The organism is Carnobacterium gallinarum DSM 4847 (assembly GCF_000744375.1).
Classification (GTDB): Bacteria; Bacillota; Bacilli; order Lactobacillales; family Carnobacteriaceae; genus Carnobacterium; species Carnobacterium gallinarum.
On sequence record NZ_JQLU01000004.1, the window covers coordinates 416,664 to 438,866 of the forward strand.

The following is a 22,203-nucleotide window of genomic DNA, read 5'->3' on the forward strand; positions in this document are numbered from 1 at the left end:
GGTACCACCTTTGTTTGAAAGCAATAAAAGCTTTCCTCAACGATTAACGCTCGTAACGTAACAGCTTTGCACTGTTAATCCTCCAGAGTGTCCTTCACTATTTTTAATGGGAATCACTCTCAGCCACGATGATTCTCTCTAGTCTACATTAAAACAATACCTACTATCTCTTTCATTGGATATTACTATTAGATTATCTACAAGATTACAAGAAATTCTACACAAAGTCAATAGCTTGTGCTAGAATTCCCAAATAAATCACATCACTGATTATCCCTAAAAGTAATTAATTTCAGGATTTAGCTCTATATTAAATAACATTTCCTAAGCTAAAGAGAACTTTTTTTAAGAAAAATAACAAATTTATGATTCTATAATTGCTAAATCTAACTAATTATTGCTATAATTGAAGGGAGACTGATTTTAAATTAAGTCTAGATAAAATTTACCTAAGCTTCTTGTTGGTAAATTCTATAATATCTTTGATAATAGAAAGTAGTGAATTACTAGATGATCCCAAAAACCCTACCTGATAAACACAAAAAATCCTTTTTAATTTTCTTTATTGTTTTACTTGGCTTAACTATTTTCGCCACAGTTGCATTAGCTAATTTTAGTACAATTAAAGTGGATGCTGCTGTTGTAAATGTTCGGACCGGTCCAGGACTTTCCTATGACGTCATGAGTCAAGTTGGAGCGGGCGACACAGTCAATGTATTAGAAACCAAGAACGAATGGTATAAAGTTCGTTTAAGCAATGATAAAATCGGCTGGGTGGCGAGCTGGTTAGTCAATAATACTGAAATCAGTGCTGCTACAAATACAGTTGGAACTATCACAGGTGAACAAATTAACGTACGTAGTGAAAACAATGAAAATGCTGCTATTCTTGGCGCTGTGGTAAAAGGAACTGAATTAACTGTGCTTTTCCAAGAAAATGGTTGGACTCAAGTTCAATACAACCAACAAGTAGCTTGGGTAAGCTCTAAATTCATTGAAGTAAAAGCTGCTTCTGTTCAACAAGCACCGACTACTGTTGCTACTGCAAATGATAAGAATGCTAATATTCAAACAATTTCAATCAGAACTGAATGGACACGCATTCGTAATGGTCCATCTACAAATAACCAAGTTGTCATGACGGCTAGTCAAGGTCAGAATTTTAGTTATATTGGCACTGAAGGTGATTGGTATCATGTCCGTTCTACTAATGGAACCGAAGGCTATGTAGCCAATTGGTTAGTCGATTTATCTGCTAGTGCAAAAACAGCACCTGCTGCTCAAGTAACTTCTTTATCTGAAGCAACTATTGTCATTGATCCTGGACATGGTGGAAGTGACCCTGGGGCTGAAGGTTCTAATTACTATGAAAGCGAGATTACCTTAAGCACTGCGAAAATATTAGCACAACAACTGGAACAATCTGGTGCCAACGTAATTTTAACTCGTACATCTGATGCAGATGTTAGTCTTTCTAATCGAGCTTACATGAGCAATCAAGCAAAAGCGGATGTCTTTATAAGTATTCATTATGATTCAACACCTAGCCCTAATCAAGGTAGTGGGACAACAACTTATTACTACAGTGATAAAAATAAAGACTTAGCTAAATCAATAAATAACGCTTTAGCAAAAGGTCCTTTACCAAATAATGGGTATCGGTTTGGTGATCATCAAGTAACTCGTGAAAACACACAACCTGCTGTTTTATTGGAAATGGGTTACGTAAATAATTCAACAGATAGTTCATTAATTACAACAAAAGGCTATCAACAAACAATGGCAACCAACATTGTCAACGCATTAAATAACTACTTTAGCAAATAAAAAAAAATCCCATTCTACTTGATTCCGTAGAATGGGATTTTTTAATGATCCAATTTAAATTAGTTAACTAGCAAGATTCCTTCAACTTCCTCTGGAGAAATTCCTTTTGCCCGAATCATTTGTATTACTAAAAGTGGCAGTCTCTATTCTTTTAGCAGTTAAATTGGCTCCAAATAGTTTTGCTTCAGTAAATTCCGCATACGCTATATCAGCATTTTTAAAATTTTCATTTTCTAAATCTGCCATTTTAAAAGTGGCTTCGCTTCTTCAAAATTAGTTCCTGTTGAATTTGCATAACTAAAAGAAGCTGCTATTACAGCAGCTTGATAAAAAACACTGAATTTAATTGGTAAAATCAAGTTCACTAAATCATTGATTTGTACACTTTGTTTTAAATTTCCATATGTTATTTTCATTATTTACAGCCATCTACTTTATCTCCAAATATACTAACTAGAAACTCATCCCAACACTAAAAAATAGTCGCATGTCTTCAAACTAAATAATTAACGATTCTGACTATCTAAAATAACCGTCACGGGTCCGTCATTTATTAGGGAAACTTGCATATCACCACCGAATTCTCCAGTCGCAACCGTAAAGCCTAAGTCACGAAAACCTTGATTTAATGCTTCATATAATGGAATGGCTAGTTCTGGTCTGGCTGCTTTGATAAAACTTGGGCGATTGCCTTTTTTAGTGTCTGCAAATAAAGTGAATTGAGAAATCGATAATATCTGACCTTGTACTTGTTCTAAAGACAGATTCATTTTTCCATCCTTATCATCAAATATACGCATCTTACTGACTTTTCCAAGGATGTAATCCACGTCTTCTTGAGTATCTGCCTCATTAATTCCAACTAATAAGACAAAACCATGACTAATTTCACCAATTACTTGATTTTCAACTGAGACACTTGCTTTTTTACTTTTTTGAATAACAACTTTCATTTTTGAAACTCCTTTACTTTTTCTAGTCTATAGAAAAACAGGCAGTTCCTAAATTCACTGCCTGTTTTGTTTACAATTCTTATGAAGTCATTCGACGAACGCTATAAACTTCTGGAATAGTTTTGATTTTATCGACAATTTTTTCTAATTGATTCAGATTTTGAATTCCAATAGTTAAGGTGATCGTCGCCATTTTATTATTGTCAACTTTCCCATTTACACTGGTTAAATTGCGTGTCATGCTATTCACAACTTGCAAGACTTCGTTTAACAACCCTGTTCGATTGTATCCCTCAACTTGAAGTTCTGCATCATATTCTTGACCTTTAGAAGCTGCGTCTTCCCACTCTACATCAATTAAACGATTCTCAATATCATCGGCACCTTTAATATTCGGACAGTCTTCACGATGAATTGAAATTCCCCGCCCTTTGGTAATATACCCAACAATTTTATCCCCTGGAACTGGGCTACAACAGCGACTAATCCGAACCAACAGATTATCTACCCCTTGAATGACAATACCGCCTTCATGACGAACTTTCATTTTCTCAGGCTTTTTATCATTTTTCTTTTCAATGGTTTCCATTGTTTGAGTTTCTTTTTCTCGTTCACGACGCGCTTTTTCAGTTAAGCGATTGGCAATAATTAAAGCCGTCAATTCACCATAGCCAACAGCTGCAAATAAATCATCTTCCGTCGTAAAATTAAACCGTTCTAACAATTCTTTGATTGCTGTTTTTGTTATGAAATCTTTAGGAGCAAATTGCATCTCTTGTAATTGTTTTTCAATCATATCTTTGCCTTTTTCAATATTTATATCACGATCTTGCAATTTGAAAAAGCGTTTAATTTTATTTTTTGCTTTACTTGTTGAAACGAGATTAATCCAGTCACGGCTTGGTCCAAATGAATTTGGTGAAGTCATTACGTCAACAATATCACCATTTTTCAGTTTGTAATTCAAAGGAACTATCTTTCCATTGACTTTAGCTCCAATCGTTTTATTACCGATTTCAGTATGAATATTAAAAGCAAAATCTAAAGGTCCTGCTCCAGATGGTAATTCACTAACGTCCCCTTTTGGAGTAAATACATAAACTTTATCTTTAAAAATATCTTCTTTGACACTTTCCATAAAATCACTAGCATCATTCGATTCATCTTGTAATTCGATAATATCTCTAAACCAGCTTAATTTCGTTCCAACGGCATCATTATTTTCAACTTTTTTAGTAATGCCCTCCTTATATGCCCAGTGAGCAGCAACCCCAAATTCGGCAACTTCATGCATTTCAAACGTTCGGATTTGAACTTCAACAGGATTTCCTCTTGGTCCAATTACAGTTGTGTGAATCGATTGATACATATTGGCTTTTGGCATGGCAATGTAATCTTTAAACCGTCCCGGCATTGGTTTCCATCTAGTATGGATTGCCCCTAAAACTGCATAACAATCTTTGATAGAATCGACCATTACCCGAATCGCTAAAAGATCATAAATTTCATTAAACTGCTTTTTTTGATCCTTCATTTTACGATAAATGGAATAAATATGTTTTGGACGTCCATAAATTTCTGCTTTTAATTTTAATTCATCTACTGATTGTTGAATTTTATCAATTGAATCAGCGATATAAGCTTCACGTTCCTCGCGTTTAGAATTCATTAAATGAACTATGCGATAATATTGTTGTGGATTTAAATAACGAAGAGAAGTATCCTCTAGTTCCCATTTAATCCGGCTCATCCCTAAACGATGTGCTAACGGCGCATAAATTTCTAACGTTTCATTCGCGATCCGACGTTGCTTGTCTGCTCGATGATGTTTTAATGTCCGTAAGTTATGCAAACGGTCAGCTAGCTTCACCATAATTACACGTAAATCTTGCGCCATCGCTAATAACATTTTCCGATGATTCTCTGCTTGTTGTTCTTCGTGGGATTTGTATTTAATCTTCCCTAACTTTGTTACGCCATCTACTAACATCGCCACTTCTGGTGAAAACTCTTTAGCAATATCAGCTAATGTACGATCTGTATCTTCCACAACATCGTGAAGAAAACCTGTAGCAACTGTTGCAGGATCCATTTTTAACTCTGCTAAAATTGCTGCCACTTGAATAGGATGAATAATATATTCTTCTCCTGATTTACGGTATTGACCTTCGTGGGCCTTAGTTGCGTAATCACAGGCTTTTTTTATAAAGGCAACATGCTCGCTGTTCATATAAGTTGACGTTAATGCAACAACTTCTCCAGCAGAATAATTTTTATTTTTTGGCATAAGGTCACCTTCTTTCTATTAAAGTATAATTATTTTTTACGGTTTCAGCCTTTTAAGTAGTTTATTCACAGCACTTAAAAAGAAAAAATATTTAGTTCATTAAAATTGAAAAAATAAGCACCCAAAATCGAGTGCTTTTTCTTGATACACTTTGTTTTATTATAACTTTTCTAGTCTATAATTTCAAACAGAAAAATTAGCTACTCATATTCTATTCCTAATAATGGTGCCGGATCAACAACTGCACCCATACCACCCATTAACGTTGTTCGGACTTCAAAATGTAAGTGCGCACCATCTGATTGTCCTGTAGCGCCAACTTTCCCAATAACTTGACCTATTTCAACCTGTTCGCCGACTTTTACAAGTAATTCCGATTGATGGGCATACAGCGTCCATGTCCCATTAGTATGACGCAACAAAACAACTTTACCATAACCCTCAAAAGATGCGCCATCCTCTTGTGCGATAACTACTTCTCCAGCCATAGCTGCATGAATCTTTGTTCCTATTGCTGAGGCAAAATCAATACCTTTATGGAAACCATTGCTATCATATCCAGTTCGCACACCAAATTTTGATGAAACAGGATCCGTAACAGGTAACTTAAAACCAAATTGAAGAGCGGTTTGTTGTGTGTCCTCGGTTATCATGTCATTACTGCTGACTGCTTTTATTAACTGTTTTGTCAAATCTTCGTTGCGTTTATCCCACAATAAAATTTGTTGCTGATGCGCTGTTTTTACAGCTTCTAACTGCTCAGGAATGACTCCCGATTCTGGTTTTGAATCAGCTATTTCTTCAACTAACAATTCCTTAGCTAAATTTTGCCTTTTCAAATTAAATTGTTGCTGGAGCAATTCAGCAACAATGAGTTTTTTTTGTTCAGCTACTTCTTTAATTTGCGCCTCAATAATCGGAATTTCTTTTACTTCTAGAAAGACTAACGGTTTCTCTAATTCAACTTTTTGTAGCTTGTTTTCGTCAAATATTACCTTCTTATCTATTAAAGATGGTACATTTTGTTGAAGAAATTCAGTTAATTTATCATTTTGAACCTTTTGTTGTTGCTCGGTCACTTTCCTCTCAGCAATTTTCATTTCTAGACCTTTAATTTGTTCATTGAATGTTGAGATAGTTGCATCTGCTTGTAATAGAGAATCATTTAATTGAGTAATATGTTCTTCAATTTCTGCAAATTGAGTATGTATTTCAGTTAATTTTTGCTCATTTTCAGTTGCTTGCACATGACTTGAATGAAAACAAAATCCTATTGATAAAGTTAATCCAACAAAATAAATTAAGTACTGCTTCTTTGGCTTCACACTGACCTCTCCTTTACAGAGTATTCTTCTTGCTAAGTCAATAACCAGTGTAGCATAACCAGTATTTTTTAATCGCCTTTTTTCCTAACAATTTAATGACAAATATATGACGTATAGATGAACGTCTGTCATATTATTAATTTTAAAAAATAGCCTAGCTTAGAAGATTCTTCTTCCAAGCTAGGCTAAGGATTTTCTTAATAATCACTTGCAGCTGTTTGACCTTCCATAATTGCAACGCCACTAGAAGCACCTAAACGAGTTGCTCCAGCATCGATAAAGGCTTGGGCATCAGCTAAACTACGAACACCACCACTAGCTTTAACACCCATTTCTGGTCCAACTGTTCCACGCATTAATTTTACATCTTCTACCGTTGCTCCACCTGTTGAAAAACCAGTAGATGTTTTAACAAAATCAGCTCCTGCTTTTTTAGCTAATTCACAAGCTCTAACTTTTTCTTCTTCTGTTAGTAAAGACGTTTCAATAATTACTTTTGAAATCGCACGATCTTTAGCAACATCTACTACACCTTGGATATCTCTAATGACTAATTCATCATCATGATCCTTTAGTGCACCAATATTAATAACCATATCAACTTCATTTGCACCATTGGCAATGGCTTCATTGGCTTCATATGCTTTCACTTCTGATGTATTTGCTCCTAAAGGAAAACCAATAACCGTACAGACTTTTACATCACTTTCAGTTAAGAATGCTGCAGCTTTACTCACCCAAGTTGGGTTAATACAAACAGACATAAAATCATATTTTTTAGCTTCATCACAAAGAACTTTAATTTGTTCCTCAGTCGCTTCTGGCTTTAATAAAGTATGGTCAATATATTTATTTAAATTTTCAATCATGTTATTTCCTACTTTCTATTTACATTTTGTCTCTTCATTATACCTTACTTTTCTGTCTTCTGACAAAGAAAAATCTTCTCATTTACTGATTTAATTCCATTTGATAAGATAACGCCGACAATGCATAAAGCGGTGCCGTTTCAGTTCTTAAAATCCGTGGTCCTAATGCACAACATGTGAAACCAGCAGCTACTAGCGAATCAATCTCCTGCTCTGATAAACCACCTTCTGGACCAAATAAAAAGAGTATCTTCTCACCAGAAGTTAACCTTTTCAATGCTTTTGCTAAATTTTGTTCTTCACCTAACTTAGCACTTTCTTCATAAGCAACAATTAATTGATCGTAATTTTTACTAATTGCAATAATCTGAGCCAGTGTATGAACTTCTTCTACAACTGGAATTTGGCGACGTTGAGCCTGTTCAGCAGCCTCTAAAGCAATTTTTTCTAGTCGCTGAATTTTTTTAGGCGCTTTTTTGGCATCCCATTTAGTAATTGAAAAAGTAGCAGCAAAAGGAATAAACGTCATTGCTCCTAATTCCGTTCCTTTTTGAACAATTAGTTCTAACTTGTCCCCTTTTGGCAATCCACTGACAATTGTGACGTCTACTGGAAGTTCTTTATCTTGGATTTCATCTTTAATCCATATCAATGTTAGGTTTTCTTCATTAATTTCTTGGATTTCAGCAATAAATGCTTGGCTATTGGGCATCACTAAATAAACTTTATGTCCCGGTTTCATTCGCATCACTCGGACCATATGATGATAGTGATCTTCTGTTAAATAGATTTTTTCTTTTTGATAATTTGGCAATGTTTCCTTTAAAAAATAACGTTGCATGTCATTATTCCTCCGCAGGTTTTCTCGCTATGATCGCAAACCAATCTTTCATTTGTAAAATTTGTTCAATATCAAATCCTTGTGAAAGTAAATTTTCAATGACTTCATCGCGTTTGCTTTCAATAATTCCAGAGGTGATAAATAGACCGTTTGGTTTTAATACACGCCATGCATCTTCTACTAATAATAAAATAATTTCTGCTAAAATATTCGCCATGACAATATCGGCTTCAATTGTAATTCCTTTTAAAAGATCATTAGCTGCAACTGGCACATCTTTAGCATACTCATTTAAAATCATGTTTTCCTTAGCTGCACGAACAGCAACTTCATCTAAATCATAGGCAAAAACGTCTCCTGCTCCTAGCGCCTTACTAGCAATACTTAACACACCAGAACCTGTTCCAACATCTAGTAAAGTTTCACCGCCAATAATTGTCGTTTCTAGAGCTTGCATCGATAAGCGCGTTGTTGGATGTGTTCCTGTCCCAAAGGCCAAACCTGGATCTAAACGAATTACTCGTTCATCGGCAAACTTTGGCGTATAGTCTTCCCAACTAGGAACAACCGTCATAAAGCGAGTAATTTGTAGTGGGTGATAGTATTTTTTCCAAGCAGTTGCCCAGCTTGTCTCATTTACTTCACTAGTTTCTAAACGATTTTCTCCAATATCTAAGCCAAATTCTTTCAATTCTAGAATACGTTGTTTAATAACAGGTAAAATTTCTGGTAAAAAGAGCGTTTCTGGGAAATACGCTTTAATAATTACCCCAGTTTCTGGAAAATCTGCTTGATCTAATGCCCAAATTTCACCAAAACCATCATCTGGCGTATCATTAAAATCAGCCATATCTTCAATAGATACGCCACTTGTTCCTGCTTCAACTAAAATATTTGATACTGCCTCAACGGCTTCGCTTGCTGTTAATACACTTACTTCTGTCCATTTCATTTATCGTCTCCTGCTTTCCTTTATTAATATTTAGGATAGGATACAAGAGTTGCATCGTATCTTCCGGTTTCTTTTAATGTTTCAATCGTTCCAAGAAAAGCTTGTTGATCCCAGTTCATTTCAAAACTTTCAATTGTTGGATCTGTTGCAAAATCCATTAAATCAGCATGACCTTCTGTAACAACAATTCGTAAATATTTGGCTACTGCTTCTATTAATCCTTTTTCAATCCCTTTTTTACTATCAAAGGGAATCCCAATAAGGTAATCCTCTAATTCAATTTTTGATTTTGTCGGATCATAGAATACAATTCCGTCTTCAAATTCAATAATATCATTTTCACTAACAGTTCCTTCAACATCTTCAATCACTTCACTGCTATCTGTTTCAACAAATAAAGTAAAATAAATTTCAATTCCATGTTGACGTTTGTTCCATTGAATCAACCAATCAAATTCTAAATTGGCTTCCTCCAACACAGTAGTAATATACTCAATTAAATCTTCTTTTGCCATTTTATTACCCTCACTTTTTTAATTTTCTATCCAACCATGATCTAGTTCTTTCTTACCTTTTATCCTTGAAACATAGGGATTCCCTTTCACACTATAACGCAATAAAGCGTCTGTCCACTCCCCTTTATTCGGAATTCCAATTCTTTTAGAACTATCAATTTTTTTAGGATAACGCCGTTCATCCATTGTAATAACTAATGGCGGCGTACACGCCCAAGTACCATCATCAGTTTTATCAATAGCAAAGGCTTTAGTTAATTTCCCTGGTCCATCCGTCAGTGAAATGCCTGTTTGTTGTCGGCGTTCTTCCATTAATGAAATTCCTTCATAAGGTTCCAAAGCTCGAATTAAAATAGCTTCTGGAATATCCTTTTTTTGAACAACTAAATTCAACATTTGGTGGGTATGCATACTATATACATAGATTGTCCCTGCTTTTTCATACATAGATTCCAAGCGTGGAGTTCTTTTTCCAGCAAAACTATGAGCAGCAGCATCCAATTCACCTAAGTAGGCTTCTGTTTCAACAATCCAACCAGAAGTTCGTCCATTTGGCGTTTCTTTGACTACAAGCATTCCTAATAACTCTTTAGCGATTTCTTCCGTTGTTTTGGTAGAATCTAGCCAACTAATCATACTACGCCTCCTTACTTTTACAAGTAATTGCCTTCCTTAGTATACAATAAAATTTGATTTTTCGTTATAAAAATCCGTTTATTTTAACAAATAGATTAATTCTTAGGAACTTTTTTGATAGCTACTATGTTATCTAATCATTTTTTTGGATTGACAGCCTATTTTTTATTCTATAAACTAGTTAAAATGATTGGGAGGGCTTAACATGGAAAAGTACTTATATTTATTATTTAGTCATCAAGAAATAATGGGTGATCGCATTTTATTACGCCCTGTTCAATTAAGTGATGCTGAAGATATGTTTGACTATGCTAGCGACGAAGAAACCACTCAGTTTGTCTTTCCATGTAACAAAACTATTGAGGATGCAGAAAAATCAATTGCGGCTTATTTTTTAAAGGAACCTGCTGGGAAATATGCAGTTGTTTTAAAAAAAAATAATAAGATGATTGGGACAATTGACTTACGTGTTGAAGCCACAAATAAAAGCGCCGAATTGGGCTATGTTTTAAATAAAGCGTATTGGGGAAAAGGCTATATGACTGAAAGCGGCAAACTTTTGCTTGATTTTGCCTTTACTATTCTTAATCTCGAAAAAGTTTATTCGCTTCACGACTCTGATAATACATCATCTGGCAAAGTTATGAAACGTTTAGGTATGACCTACGAAGGAACATTACGCAAAAATCGGCTACATAAAGAAAAATGGTCAGATGATTGTTATTATTCAATTCTAAAAGAAGAATACTTCATTTCTCAGTAAAAAAAGCTGAAATCTTAGTCCTTTAAGATTTCAGCTTTTTTTTAAACTTTTAATTGCTTAAAGGTTTCCCCAACAGCATCAATAATCGTTAAATCAGCTTCTGTTGCTTGTTGTAAACTCGTTTTATTGATAAGAATTAATTTTTTCCCTTTGAAATAGTGAATTAATCCGTTCGCTGGATATACCGATAATGATGTTCCAGCAATAATCATAACATCCGCTTCAGAAATTGCAGTAATGCTGGCTGTTAATACCGTTTCATCTAGGGCCTCACCATATAGGACAACATTGGGTCGCACGATACCGTTATCTAATGTACAGCGGGGAATTCCGTCTTTATCTAATTTTAGTTCCTCAAGAGCATAGTCTTTCTGACAAATTAAACAATGATTTTGATGAATCGCACCATGTAATTCTAAGACATACTGACTTCCTGCTAATTGATGCAAACCATCAATATTTTGTGTAACTACAGTAACGTTCTTACCACTTTTTTCTAAACTAGCTAAATAATCATGAGCTGGATTTGGTCTTGCCTGAGGATAAACTAAATGTTTAAAATAATAATCAAAAAATAACGCTGGATGTTCTGCTAAAAACCAGTCGCTAATAATTTCTTCTGCTAAATATCCAATTCCTGTTTTTTGATTATAAATACCATCCGCAGATCGGAAATCTGGAATTCCACTTTCTGTTGAGACCCCTGCTCCACCAAAAAAGACTATTTTTTTGCTATTATTCATATAATTTTGTAAGGTATCTAGTTCTTCCACTTTTTTGCACCATCCTGTTTCTGACAATTCTTACTGCTATGATACCATATCTTATTAAATTTAAACGGAATTTAACTATTCTTTTATCCAACTTTATATTACAATAAATAAGAACATAAAAATGAGTCGCTACTCAAATACAGGAGGAACTTATGGCCAATAGTTACTTATATCCCAGAAAACAAAAAAAATTCAAAAAAACTAAGATTACATTGTTCTTGATTTTGCTCATCTGCATACTTTTAGCTAGTTTTTATTTTTATAAAACAAAAGTAAAAAATGAAACAATGGTTTTGCAATCTCCAATTGTATTTATTCAAAAAACCGAAAGAACAAGTACTTCTCAACCTCGTAATCAAGATCAAACTAGCACATTTAAAAAGATTAAATTTGCAGTCACAAATAAACAACTTATTGAAAACCAAGTAAATGGAACATCCAATGTTTTAGTAACTTATGATGTTTCCATAACAAATAGTAGCAAAGAATCCATTAAATTTGCTGAAACAGATTTTACTCTTGTTCAAAATGGTACACGCTATACTGGCATGATAGATAACTCTTCAAAACAAGAAACTTTCAAATCTGAAGCAATCAAGCCAAGTAAAAATTTAACCCGTACGATTATTTTTTCAGTTAGTCCTGAGATTGCTAAATCGGCTGATTTCAATCTAATGATTTCTAATGATAGCTGGAATAATCAACAAACGACTATTCCGTTAAACAATTAAACCAATCGTTAGATCGTTAATTTTAACTTTCTAACGTTTTTTTATGTATTTTTTATATGAATTTATCCAATCATCTACAACTAATTTCTTAGAAAGATGACCGGACAAGTAAATTTTAATGGAGGTTTCACTATGTTAACAACCGCAACACATTTATGGACCATTGAGATTGAGAGCCTTCCTTTCGGTGCAGAAGGAGCAGTTTCAGAAGCAATCTATGATTATCCTAAAGGAAAGACTATTTTATTGCCGCCCAATGATTGGGATGGGGAGGCGGAAGAAGAATTTTTCTTCGATCCAATTGGATTTAAAAATAAACTAATTGAGGCCTTTTATGTAACTGCACATGAAGCACAACAGGTTTTTGACTCTCAAGAAGAATTCCAAGAAAAGGCAAACAAACTAATTTGTTTAGATGCTCGATTGTACGTTATTTTATATTATTATTTAAATGAAAAACATGATGCCTCCACGTTAGATTCATCTGAAATTGTGAATCAACTTAATGATACACACCTTTACTTTAATCCCCTTGAAAGTAATATGTTTCACTGGACATGGCTTGAGGAACTGACTCAGTTAAAGTTTTTAAAATTAGATTTCGGCAAATAAAAAAAGGCTGTTAAAATAAGGACTTATACACCTGATTTAGCAGCTTTGGTTTATTTAAGCTAGACTGACAATCAGATTCTAGCATTATTTAATATCTTTATAATTGTCTGTTTATTTTTGGGTAGTGTAATAACTGAAAAGCAATCTTCTTTTTTGATGATTAGGCTATTCTCTGCCACAAAAACATTTTCAATTTCATGTAATTTTATATAGTCTCTAATAAAATTATCATTATAATTATACTCATATTTATCAAGCATAGTATCCTTCCCTCCTCAGTTATTTAATATAACATATAAATACTTTTACACCTAACAAAAACACTTTATAAAGAAGATAAATAGTGAAAAAAATTATTTAACACATTTTTTAAAATAACAAAAAACACAAGATATAAATAACAATTATATCTTGTGTTTTTATTTATTTTTCTACCTTCAAATCTTGATATAGAACATACTCTATTTCAGATTGATTCATAAAAATATCAACTTTTTCATTTGAAAAAAAAGCATATTTCATTATAAAATAACCCAATAGTTGAGTTCCAATAAATTATAAAATTTGAGCATTTTTCCAATTAATCAACTGATTTTCTTTTTTTAAATGATCGAATACTAAAAACAATTGTTGAAATGTTTCTTTAGGAAGCTGAGTAAAAAAATAGTTTCTAAACTTTTGCTTATAGATTAACTCTGAAAATAAAATTCGGATAGTTGCTTAAAACTAATTGTTTGTTCCTCAAAAAGGAGCAATTGCCTCATTTGAATTCTTCTTGCAACCGTCGAGCAAACCTCCTTCCTTATTTTTTTGTCTTTAGATGATGTCTCCTCCTTTTTTACCTTAAAGCAATTCCAACGCCGCGTCGTTTTTCAAGATAGTTGCTTAAACTAGAGCGATATCCTTCAATCGCTCTTAATTCTGAATGCGTTGTTCTTTTGGAAACACCTCGTTTATTTGCAAAACATTCTACCGTTTGAAACTCATTTTGGTACATTAATAGTTGAACTAATTCTTTTTGTCTTTTAGTTAGCATAATCATTCACACTTCCTTAATTAAAAAACATTTACTTTAACCGCGGTATCGCAATTACCTCTTAATTATAGAATCAAAATTAAGGATTGACTCTAACAATTGATTGCAGCAAGCAAGCCTTTTTAAATAAAAAGTTATTGCAATTATATACAGCGATTTTCATTTTATTCATAAAAAAAACTTTTTATTCCTAGTTGGAATAAAAAGTTTTTATGAGCTAGTTTTTAATTTTTTACATTATCAATAATACGGTTTGTCCAAGAAAAATCAGTTTTTGTAATGGAGTCATCTCCATACTTTTTCCCATCACGATCAACTGCGTAAATAAACATTCCACCTTTTGGTCCGTCTTTAGGTTGCCATTTTGCATATAAATACGCATTGCTGGTTGCAAATGGTTCATAAGCATCATACCAACGATTTTGATCTTGTTCCTCTGGGAATGTAATTCCTGGAACAAATTTAGTTGATGGAATGACATTTTTATATGTGCTCCATGTTTTGTCTAAGCTTTGAGGGCTTCTTCCGTATGCTTGAATAAATAAATAATCAACATAGTTCGCAATTTTAGTAAATAATGTATGGTTGTCTTTATTTGTATCATAAATTAATAATTTAGACTCATCTTGTTTAAGTTTTTGATTCAAATATTTAAACATATTCGTCGCCTTTTCTTCTTGAGCTGCTGAAAGATACGATTCCATATCAATATCTAAGCCATCTAAGTTATATGGGGTCAAATGTTTATCAATTAATGCTTGAGCATATAAATCGTATTCCACTTGTGAAGGCATACTGCCAACGCTAGGTACATTATAAATTTCTGAAATGTCGACTGTTTTAATTACTTTTGTACCTCGTTGATGAAGCGTTGGAACATAAACATCTTTAACTGTTTGCCAAAATTTTGATTCATTTGTTCCAGGTTTTACATAATGAAATAACGATACAATGTCTAATCCATCTGGTAAATCCGTCATCGCGATTACGTTATTATCTGGTAAATTAGAATTTGCATCATGTGGCATTGTGACATCGCGCCATGTTCGATAATAGGCCATCGTAATCGGCTTATTGGTTGTTTCTTCTGCCTGTGCATTCTCTCCGAAAGCACCTACTGCCAAAGTCATCAAAATAATACTTACTAAAAAACCAAATTTTTTCACTTCATCCATCTCCTTTATCATTTTAATCTATTTCTAGTATATACGTTTTCTATTTATTTGTAAACGCTTTCTTTTTAGTCAAATATAACTATACTATTGTATGTCTAGATCCTTCTTTTTACAGGCTTCACTAAGTATATCATTTATGTAGATATGATAAAACAATTCTACTAAAAATAGACTCCCATTCTAAGTAGATGAATGGAAGCCTACACTTATTTTTAAAGCTATTCTTCTTGTATGCTTTTTTAGCTAAGTGGCATAAATTGGATTAATTTTTTATTGAAATGAACATATCCACATACAATACTTAGTACAATCAGAATCAATTCTAATTCAAAACCATTTACAAAACCACTACCTGACTTCAACATAAAGATGGCTGTACCTAAAATTGCAACAAAACCTAGACTAACTAAAGGAACTAATAATCCAATAACCATAAAGATTCCACCACCGATTTCAATCAAAGCAATCAAAATTGGCATGATACTTGGCAAACCTAATCCAACAAAGAATTCCGTTGTTTCTGATAAATTTGTTACTTTTTGAATGCCATGCAACGCCATTGTAATTCCTAACATGATTCGTATGGCTAATAAACCAATACTTGCTTTGTTTTTGTCTTCTAACATTTAGCTATCACTCCCGTTTTATAATTTTAAGATGACTCTGATTTCTAAAAAAAAATCAGTTACATACGTGTTTCCTTTTATCAAAAAATTCAACTTTAAATTGACATTTCAACATAAATTAATTATTATTTCTCATTAATTAATTTAATAGGAAGAATTAATTAACTGACTTACTAAAATAATTCCCTTTAATTATTTATACTAAAATATAGTTTGTATTTCTTCTTTAGCATGATAGTCTTTTCCCTATTTTTATCTAGCCTGCACTAGCTAGTTGTCTTTAAAAGAGATGAAAATCGAAATCCCCCTTGATACGCTTAAACATGCTATATAAAAATGATGAGATTTTTCTGCCCTCCCTACTGTAACTATTATAGTTACAAACAAAAAGTAAGTCAAGTACTTTTTCACTATTATTTTATTTGATTTTAATATATAACAAATAAAACGATAATACATTATCTGGATTATGAGAATTGATTTGATAACTATCGAAATAATTTACTTCTACCTTTTACATAGATGGTACGACACCTACTACAACAGATATCTTTAAAATTAAGCTTAACCTTGTAAGATTACTTCTGGCATTAAAAATATTTTTTTTAATAATTTAATTTTTTATGTCTCCTCCTAATTTCTGTTTTAGCAATCTTGTATTTATATAACACATCGCTAAATCAGAAATATCTTTTTTTATTTCTATTTTAGAAATTACTGCATTTCTAAAATGGAAACATGTTAAAATTATATTGCTATTATAGAAAGGAAGGTGATATTTTTGACTATAGGAGAACGAATCACTGAACTTAGAGAAAGTAAAAATATGACTCAAAAAGAACTTGCTGATAAAATAAAACTAAACAAAAGCGTTATGAATAGAATTGAATCCGGTGAAAGAGCTATACGTGAAAATGAATTATCCTCTATTGCAGATGCGCTTGAAATAAGTACAGATTATCTTTTAGATAGAGAACCGCAAATAAAACACTATACACTGATAGATACAGATGAAACAAGCATTGCAGAACGATTGCAAGTTATGATAGAAGATCTAGAAAATAGTGCTTATTGTTCAAAAGAAAATGGAGAAATGGAGGACAATATTAGAGAACTATTAATTATGTCTCTTGAAAATTCATTAAGAATCGCCAAACAAGAAGTCAAAAAGAACTTTACTCCTAAAAAAATAGCAAAATTAAGCAACTAAATGAATAGATATATTATTGATAGAAAATTAAATTTATTAGTTCATAATCATTAAACAAGAGACCTTTAACCAGCTATAAAAACTGTATGTAGAGTCTCAGTTATTGTAACAAGGAAGTACGAATTCCTTTCATTTAAACTCTAGTTTTCCCTTTCTTTTATCCCAATCATTAACTTCATCTTTAAAAATCGAAATAGGTACAAACTATTTCGATTCAACTTGTGAATAGGTGAACATTGTGGACAATTTTTTAGATAAGTAAAAAAGCTCTATCCAGTCATGGGGACTAGTTAGAGCAGATAATATTAGAGCAAATGTATTATATCACAAATATGTTCTTAAAATACAGTTAAAAGAGGAGAAATAATGGATATTTCAAAATTCAAAGAAGATTTAAAGATTTTAAGCACTAGAGTCACTAATTTAAAAGGTAACATTGGAACTGAAGAAGCAACTAAAACATCTTTAATAATGCCCTTTTTCCAGCTATTAGGATATGATGTATTTAATCCAACTGAATTTGTTCCAGAATTCACTGCTGATGTAGGTATAAAAAAAGGTGAAAAGGTAGATTATGCAGTTGTTCTTGAAACTATTCCAGTAATTTTAGTAGAAGCTAAATCTATTACTGAAAAACTGACAAAACATGATTCCCAACTATTTCGATATTTTGGCACAACAACTTCCAGATTTGGAATTTTAACAAATGGAGATGAATATAAATTTTTTACTGATCTTGATGAACCAAATAAAATGGATTCCACTCCTTTTTTAACAATTAATTTAACAGACTTAAAAGAAAATCAAATACCTGAAATTGCGAAGTTTCATAAAGACAATTTTAATATTGAAACAATTACTAGTAGTGCTTCTGAGCTGAAGTATTTGAACAATTTAAAATCTTTTTTAAATGAACAACTTGATTCTCCATCAGATGAATTTATTAAATATTTTGTTAGTGAAATATTTGACGGACTTAAAACTAAAGCAACTCTAGATAAGTTTACTCCTATTATAAAAAAAGGATTTAATCAATTTATTACTGAAAAAGTAAATGCTAAATTAAGTGCTGCATTAAATACCTCTACTTCTATTCAAGAAGATCCTTCTGAAACGAAAGAAGAAATTGAAGATGATGGAATTATTACTACTGCTGAAGAAATTGAAGCTTACACTATTGTTAAGCTTATGTTAAAAGACACAGTTACTTTAGAAAGAGTGACTTACCGAGACAACAGGAGTTACTTTAATATTTTATTAGATGATAGTATAAGAAAATGGATAGTTCGTGTATATGTTTACTCTACTACCACTAGAATTAAAATTGTTCTAAATGATTCAAACAAATCCACTTATGATTTAGAAGGTCCATTAGAAATTTCTTCCCACGAAAAAGAATTAATTGCTATTGTCAATAGTTTTATAAATAAAAATGAATCAAACTAACTTTTGGAGTGAACTATATAGTTAAAATTTATAATAAGATAGTTTTGAAATAAAAAAATTCCTAAGATTAAGTTGTTGGGATTGTATCAATCAAGTGTGGGGTCAGTAATCACAACAAGTAACGAAGTTTCACAGCATAACCCTGTTCATTCTATTGCTAATTTTGATTTATGATGATTTTAAAACAAAAGATGAGGTTGCTTCAAATAATTTTATTCTGACAGAGCTTAATCTTGGGAAAAATTATTCTGTTTAATCTAGATGAAGACACTCCATTTGAAGTATTCTTATACTGATCATTGAATAACGGTTCAATTAAGATTTGCCTTCGGGCTTTTCTTTTAAACAAAAAAATACGAACGTTCTTTTTAGGGAAAATCCAGATAATTAAAAAATAAGCCTTAATATGTAGTGACCCCAAAAAGTTAGACTTTTTGGGGTCACTACATTTGGAATTGTCAAGAAAAATTGGACACAACGTTAAGAGAAATTAAGAATGACTACTCTCAAAATCTTTTGGAGATTGATAACCTAAGCACTATAAATAATCAATACACTATTTGTGCATCTTTTATATATTATTTATGGAACGATATTTCCAATGCTTTCTAGCGAAAACAATAGGTGAGTTTTCCTAATCTCTCAGCTGTAATTTTTTTGAAAGGAGTTAAAAAATTACAATTAAACCTTTTCCCTCACTAATTACATAGTGATTTTTAAGAAAATCAACTTCTATATTTTAATTAATATCTCTCATCCATTTTATAAATTGGTGAGTTTTCCCCATTGTCTTTTTTAAATTTTTTTCTATTTTTTTCTATTAATTTTCTGTTCAAGTTTTCTATTTCTTTGATAGATTTTTCTAATTGTTCAGGAACTATGCTCGCAACATCTTCTAACTCTGTTCCTAAATGAATTGCTTCACCTAATTCTGGGTACTTATCTTCTAGTTTATCTATATTAAACGGCTGATATAAAAGCGACATTGCATCATCGTAATCAAGTACTCCATCTTCTATACATTTTAATATTCCAATAGACATAACAGATAAATATATCTCAGTTATATTTTTATTTTCTAAATTTATTACCATCCTGTACTCCACTGTCCTTTCACTTTTACGTTGAACACTTTACCTGACTTACTTTCAAAGTAATGAATAGATACTTTTTTTCCTGATTTATCATACCCATTCTTATAAACTTTTTTCCATTCACCAGGTTCCACCTTTCTTAATGCATCTAAAACAGAAGCATTATTTACTTTTACTTTTTTCGTACCATTCTTAACGCCTTCAAAACCTTCTGGGTATTGTGGTGAACCCTTTATACCATTATAGGTATCTTTTATTTCTGCATTATTATAGTTACTTCCACTCATGATATTCTGAATACTCATGCCGCCAACAGCCGCCGCATGACCCCAGATAGCTAATGCGCTTCCAGATATAGCTGGAATAGGAAACACTTGAACCTCCCGTTGCTGGGGCTAACGCTAAACTACCACTTGTACCGCCTAAGAGCCACAATCCGCCTCCAATAAACTCGGCACCCGATTGCAGTAAACTTAACAAATTACCAGTAAATACACCTTCATTATACCCTTTATGTTGTTTAACAGAATCCTCTAGTTCCCTTTCCCAAAAAACAAAATCTAAGAGAGCTTTCACACCATTATTTTCAAGTACCTGATAACCTGCACCTGCTAAAAAAACGTTCATTGATTTCAAATCAGCTTTTGCTATTTCTTTAGCTAATTCACTGGTTGCCTCTTTATCTAACTCACCATTTCTATAAACCATATACACAATTTCTGCACCTGGCAATTGTGTTTTTTTAACCTCTACCTTGTCTTCAGCTGTATGGCGTGCTTCATAATCTGCCCATTTTTCGTTGATTGTTTTACTCCAACTTAACGCTTCTTTACTGGGAATCATAAAAGTTCCAGTATCTGGATTAAAAGCAGTTGTTGTTTGTGCTAATCCTTGATCAATTGCATCTTCTAAAGCTTGAATTTCCTCAAATATTTTGGGTGAATTGTGATTAAACGTCATTAACTTATCTAATTTTTCTTCTAAAATTCGTTTAACTCCACTATAGGATTCTAATAATCTTAAATTAGCTGCTAACTGAGATGTTTTGATAATATCTGGCGTCAATGAAGATTCTAACATAGTGCGTATTCCTTCGGCTTGCCCGATCAACCCCTCCGCTTGTCTAATCTTTTCTTCTAAATCCGATTGTTTTAAATTGCCACTATCTACTTGAGATTGATAATCTTCTGGAAACTTAGTCACAGCTCTATCCACAGCCTCTGATAATAAAATACCACCTTGAGCCAAAGGATACAACACTGTTGAAAAAAAAGCTTTAGACGTATCATAAGCTTTACCTGTTAAAAAAGGACTATTTAAAGTGAAATCAGCAATAGCTTTTTGTAATTCTTCGTAACCCATTATCTGTTGCTTTGTCATATCACTCACACTTTTTGCTTGATTTTTTGAAGCTGAAACATACATATCAACGCTCATTTTTCACCTCTTTTTCTTCCGCAGATGCTAGCCTTTTATCATAGACCACTTCATCTAATTCCATTTGAATCTTTCGTTTATGTTTATTTAATTCCTCTGTACTCTCTTCTAAATCAGCTAGTACCTTGTTGGATTCATAAGTATATTAAGCTATCGTCATTTTCATAAAAGCTATCCTATAAATCAGACATAAAATGATGCCCTTCATTAAAATATTCCTAATAGGCTTCATTTATTCGTTGTACTTGACTTTTTCCATGAACTAACTGATCTTCTCGCTCCATCAATAAACGTTCTTTTTTATGTAGCTCATCCCACTTATCCATTTATATAATCTCCTAGTGGTTTAGGTAAATTTTGACCTATCTGTTCATCCAATGCTTCAAATTCTTTGGCAACACTTTGGATATTACTTGAAGCTTTTACAACCGCGTTGGCTATTTGTTTTGCTTTGTCCTGTGCCGATTTAATAGCTGCTTGTTTATTTGTATTTCCAGTAACCGTTGTTTGTGTATCCTCTGTTATAACAACTGGTTGAATTAGGGTATTTGTTGCATTTTTTAGAGCCGTTGCTTTTTGGCTAGCACCGCCTAAATCACTTTTTAATTGTTCCATTGTTCTCCTTTCTTTACCTGTAATTAAATTATTTTAATATTAATTTTAACATAACTGTATGTCTATTAATATATAAATTAGTTACATTAGTTCTTTATTTTTTGAAATTCATTACTCACCTATACCAAGATTTGCGAACTCACACACAACAAAAAAGCACCAACAAATCAGTGCTTTAAGCGTATCTACTTATTATAAATCTTCGGACCACCTTTATTCATAATAATTTCTTAGAAATATTTACCGAATTCATTCCAAAATCGCTCCAGCAATTAACGCTTAGAGAATTGACTAGCTTTACGGGCTTTCTTAAGACCTGGTTCTGTGTCAAAATTTTTCAAATAGTTTAAAAATCCTTTAACAGCAATAGATTAAGCAATATTTCAATAAGTACGATTTCAACGAATTTTAACACGTTTTTATACTCTCGTACCTAACAACGTACCCAAAAATACACGTGAATCAGAACAAGACTATATT

The 22,203-nt window shown here is 32.5% G+C and carries 25 protein-coding genes and 1 other annotated feature (1 of these 26 cut by a window edge); of the genes, 6 read left to right on the top strand and 19 right to left on the bottom strand.

Annotated features, from left to right (window positions below; all coding sequences use genetic code 11):
• Positions 1 to 185, bottom strand: a binding site (T-box leader) (it extends 30 nt beyond the left edge of the window).
• A gap of 325 nt (positions 186 to 510) precedes the next feature.
• On the top strand, positions 511 to 1,827 hold the full coding sequence (locus BR43_RS04690; RefSeq protein ID WP_034559946.1) for an N-acetylmuramoyl-L-alanine amidase family protein: 1,317 nt from the start codon (positions 511 to 513) through the stop codon (positions 1,825 to 1,827).
• 81 nt (positions 1,828 to 1,908) lie between these two features.
• Here the strand turns inward: BR43_RS04690 and BR43_RS19460 are convergent, their stop codons facing one another.
• The 10 genes from BR43_RS19460 to BR43_RS04735 all read right to left on the bottom strand — a co-directional run bounded on the left by BR43_RS19460 (position 1,909) and on the right by BR43_RS04735 (position 10,205).
• Positions 1,909 to 2,073 (bottom strand): pentapeptide repeat-containing protein, encoded by a 165-nt coding sequence (locus tag BR43_RS19460; protein ID WP_084679743.1) that lies wholly within the window; start codon positions 2,071 to 2,073, stop codon positions 1,909 to 1,911.
• Positions 2,061 to 2,243, bottom strand: coding sequence for a hypothetical protein (locus BR43_RS04695; protein ID WP_034559948.1), 183 nt, complete (start codon positions 2,241 to 2,243; stop codon positions 2,061 to 2,063). Before BR43_RS04695 ends, BR43_RS19460 begins: the two co-directional genes overlap by 13 nt.
• A gap of 90 nt (positions 2,244 to 2,333) precedes the next feature.
• Positions 2,334 to 2,780 carry a D-aminoacyl-tRNA deacylase gene (gene dtd / locus BR43_RS04700; protein WP_034559950.1) on the bottom strand — a complete coding sequence of 149 codons (447 nt, stop codon included), beginning with the start codon at positions 2,778 to 2,780 and terminating at the stop codon, positions 2,334 to 2,336.
• A gap of 79 nt (positions 2,781 to 2,859) precedes the next feature.
• A complete protein-coding gene (locus tag BR43_RS04705) occupies positions 2,860 to 5,067 on the bottom strand; it encodes a RelA/SpoT family protein (RefSeq protein WP_034559951.1) in 2,208 nt (735 codons plus the stop codon).
• Between the two features lie 200 nt (positions 5,068 to 5,267).
• Positions 5,268 to 6,392, bottom strand: a complete 1,125-nt coding sequence (locus BR43_RS04710; RefSeq protein ID WP_034559953.1) for a peptidoglycan DD-metalloendopeptidase family protein — start codon at positions 6,390 to 6,392, stop codon at positions 5,268 to 5,270.
• 197 nt (positions 6,393 to 6,589) lie between these two features.
• The gene (gene deoC / locus BR43_RS04715) at positions 6,590 to 7,261 is read right to left on the bottom strand and encodes a deoxyribose-phosphate aldolase (protein WP_034559954.1); all 672 of its coding nucleotides are present in this window, start codon (positions 7,259 to 7,261) and stop codon (positions 6,590 to 6,592) included.
• 82 nt (positions 7,262 to 7,343) lie between these two features.
• Positions 7,344 to 8,102 (bottom strand): 16S rRNA (uracil(1498)-N(3))-methyltransferase, encoded by a 759-nt coding sequence (locus BR43_RS04720; protein WP_034559959.1) that lies wholly within the window; start codon positions 8,100 to 8,102, stop codon positions 7,344 to 7,346.
• A 4-nt stretch (positions 8,103 to 8,106) separates the two neighbouring features.
• The gene (gene prmA / locus BR43_RS04725) at positions 8,107 to 9,054 is read right to left on the bottom strand and encodes a 50S ribosomal protein L11 methyltransferase (RefSeq protein ID WP_034559961.1); all 948 of its coding nucleotides are present in this window, start codon (positions 9,052 to 9,054) and stop codon (positions 8,107 to 8,109) included.
• A 23-nt stretch (positions 9,055 to 9,077) separates the two neighbouring features.
• Positions 9,078 to 9,569, bottom strand: coding sequence for a DUF3013 family protein (locus BR43_RS04730; RefSeq protein WP_034559963.1), 492 nt, complete (start codon positions 9,567 to 9,569; stop codon positions 9,078 to 9,080).
• Positions 9,570 to 9,587: 18 nt separating this feature from the next.
• Complete coding sequence (locus tag BR43_RS04735) at positions 9,588 to 10,205, bottom strand: DNA-3-methyladenine glycosylase (RefSeq protein ID WP_034559964.1); 618 nt, start codon at positions 10,203 to 10,205, stop codon at positions 9,588 to 9,590.
• A gap of 205 nt (positions 10,206 to 10,410) precedes the next feature.
• Here BR43_RS04735 and BR43_RS04740 point away from each other — a divergent pair, with 205 nt between their 5' ends.
• Entirely contained in the window at positions 10,411 to 10,968 is a 558-nt protein-coding gene (locus BR43_RS04740) for a GNAT family N-acetyltransferase (RefSeq protein WP_034559966.1), read from the top strand.
• Positions 10,969 to 11,009: 41 nt separating this feature from the next.
• Here the strand turns inward: BR43_RS04740 and BR43_RS04745 are convergent, their stop codons facing one another.
• Complete coding sequence (locus tag BR43_RS04745; RefSeq protein ID WP_084679746.1) at positions 11,010 to 11,741, bottom strand: NAD-dependent protein deacylase; 732 nt, start codon at positions 11,739 to 11,741, stop codon at positions 11,010 to 11,012.
• A gap of 152 nt (positions 11,742 to 11,893) precedes the next feature.
• Between BR43_RS04745 and BR43_RS04750 the strand changes: the two genes are divergently transcribed.
• Both BR43_RS04750 and BR43_RS04755 read left to right on the top strand, forming a co-directional pair.
• The gene (locus BR43_RS04750) at positions 11,894 to 12,472 is read left to right on the top strand and encodes a DUF4352 domain-containing protein (RefSeq protein ID WP_034559968.1); all 579 of its coding nucleotides are present in this window, start codon (positions 11,894 to 11,896) and stop codon (positions 12,470 to 12,472) included.
• A gap of 132 nt (positions 12,473 to 12,604) precedes the next feature.
• Positions 12,605 to 13,084, top strand: coding sequence for a hypothetical protein (locus BR43_RS04755; RefSeq protein WP_034559969.1), 480 nt, complete (start codon positions 12,605 to 12,607; stop codon positions 13,082 to 13,084).
• A 71-nt stretch (positions 13,085 to 13,155) separates the two neighbouring features.
• Here BR43_RS04755 and BR43_RS04760 read toward each other — a convergent pair whose 3' ends face one another.
• The 4 genes from BR43_RS04760 to BR43_RS04775 all read right to left on the bottom strand — a co-directional run bounded on the left by BR43_RS04760 (position 13,156) and on the right by BR43_RS04775 (position 15,921).
• A complete protein-coding gene (locus BR43_RS04760; protein WP_034559972.1) occupies positions 13,156 to 13,344 on the bottom strand; it encodes a hypothetical protein in 189 nt (62 codons plus the stop codon).
• A gap of 578 nt (positions 13,345 to 13,922) precedes the next feature.
• Positions 13,923 to 14,126, bottom strand: a complete 204-nt coding sequence (locus BR43_RS04765) for a hypothetical protein (RefSeq protein WP_034559973.1) — start codon at positions 14,124 to 14,126, stop codon at positions 13,923 to 13,925.
• 218 nt (positions 14,127 to 14,344) lie between these two features.
• Positions 14,345 to 15,286 (bottom strand): EndoS/ChiA family endoglycosidase, encoded by a 942-nt coding sequence (locus BR43_RS04770; protein WP_034559974.1) that lies wholly within the window; start codon positions 15,284 to 15,286, stop codon positions 14,345 to 14,347.
• Positions 15,287 to 15,534: 248 nt separating this feature from the next.
• Positions 15,535 to 15,921 carry a DoxX family protein gene (locus tag BR43_RS04775; RefSeq protein WP_034559975.1) on the bottom strand — a complete coding sequence of 129 codons (387 nt, stop codon included), beginning with the start codon at positions 15,919 to 15,921 and terminating at the stop codon, positions 15,535 to 15,537.
• A 781-nt stretch (positions 15,922 to 16,702) separates the two neighbouring features.
• Here BR43_RS04775 and BR43_RS04780 point away from each other — a divergent pair.
• Positions 16,703 to 17,131: a helix-turn-helix domain-containing protein gene (locus BR43_RS04780; RefSeq protein ID WP_034559977.1), complete on the top strand. Its 429-nt coding sequence runs from the start codon at positions 16,703 to 16,705 to the stop codon at positions 17,129 to 17,131.
• A gap of 366 nt (positions 17,132 to 17,497) precedes the next feature.
• Positions 17,498 to 18,577: a type I restriction endonuclease gene (locus tag BR43_RS04785; RefSeq protein WP_034559979.1), complete on the top strand. Its 1,080-nt coding sequence runs from the start codon at positions 17,498 to 17,500 to the stop codon at positions 18,575 to 18,577.
• A 743-nt stretch (positions 18,578 to 19,320) separates the two neighbouring features.
• On the opposite strand, the gene BR43_RS04790 is transcribed toward BR43_RS04785, so the two are convergent.
• From BR43_RS04790 to BR43_RS04805, 4 genes are all read right to left on the bottom strand, one after another.
• A complete protein-coding gene (locus tag BR43_RS04790) occupies positions 19,321 to 19,671 on the bottom strand; it encodes a DUF3969 family protein (RefSeq protein WP_034559981.1) in 351 nt (116 codons plus the stop codon).
• Positions 19,665 to 19,976 (bottom strand): hypothetical protein, encoded by a 312-nt coding sequence (locus tag BR43_RS04795; protein WP_169741018.1) that lies wholly within the window; start codon positions 19,974 to 19,976, stop codon positions 19,665 to 19,667. Before BR43_RS04795 ends, BR43_RS04790 begins: the two co-directional genes overlap by 7 nt.
• A complete protein-coding gene (locus tag BR43_RS18965) occupies positions 19,945 to 21,108 on the bottom strand; it encodes a T7SS effector LXG polymorphic toxin (protein ID WP_051933810.1) in 1,164 nt (387 codons plus the stop codon). Before BR43_RS18965 ends, BR43_RS04795 begins: the two co-directional genes overlap by 32 nt.
• 318 nt (positions 21,109 to 21,426) lie before the next feature.
• Positions 21,427 to 21,723: a TIGR04197 family type VII secretion effector gene (locus BR43_RS04805; protein WP_034559985.1), complete on the bottom strand. Its 297-nt coding sequence runs from the start codon at positions 21,721 to 21,723 to the stop codon at positions 21,427 to 21,429.
• Between the last annotated feature and the right edge of the window lie 480 nt (positions 21,724 to 22,203).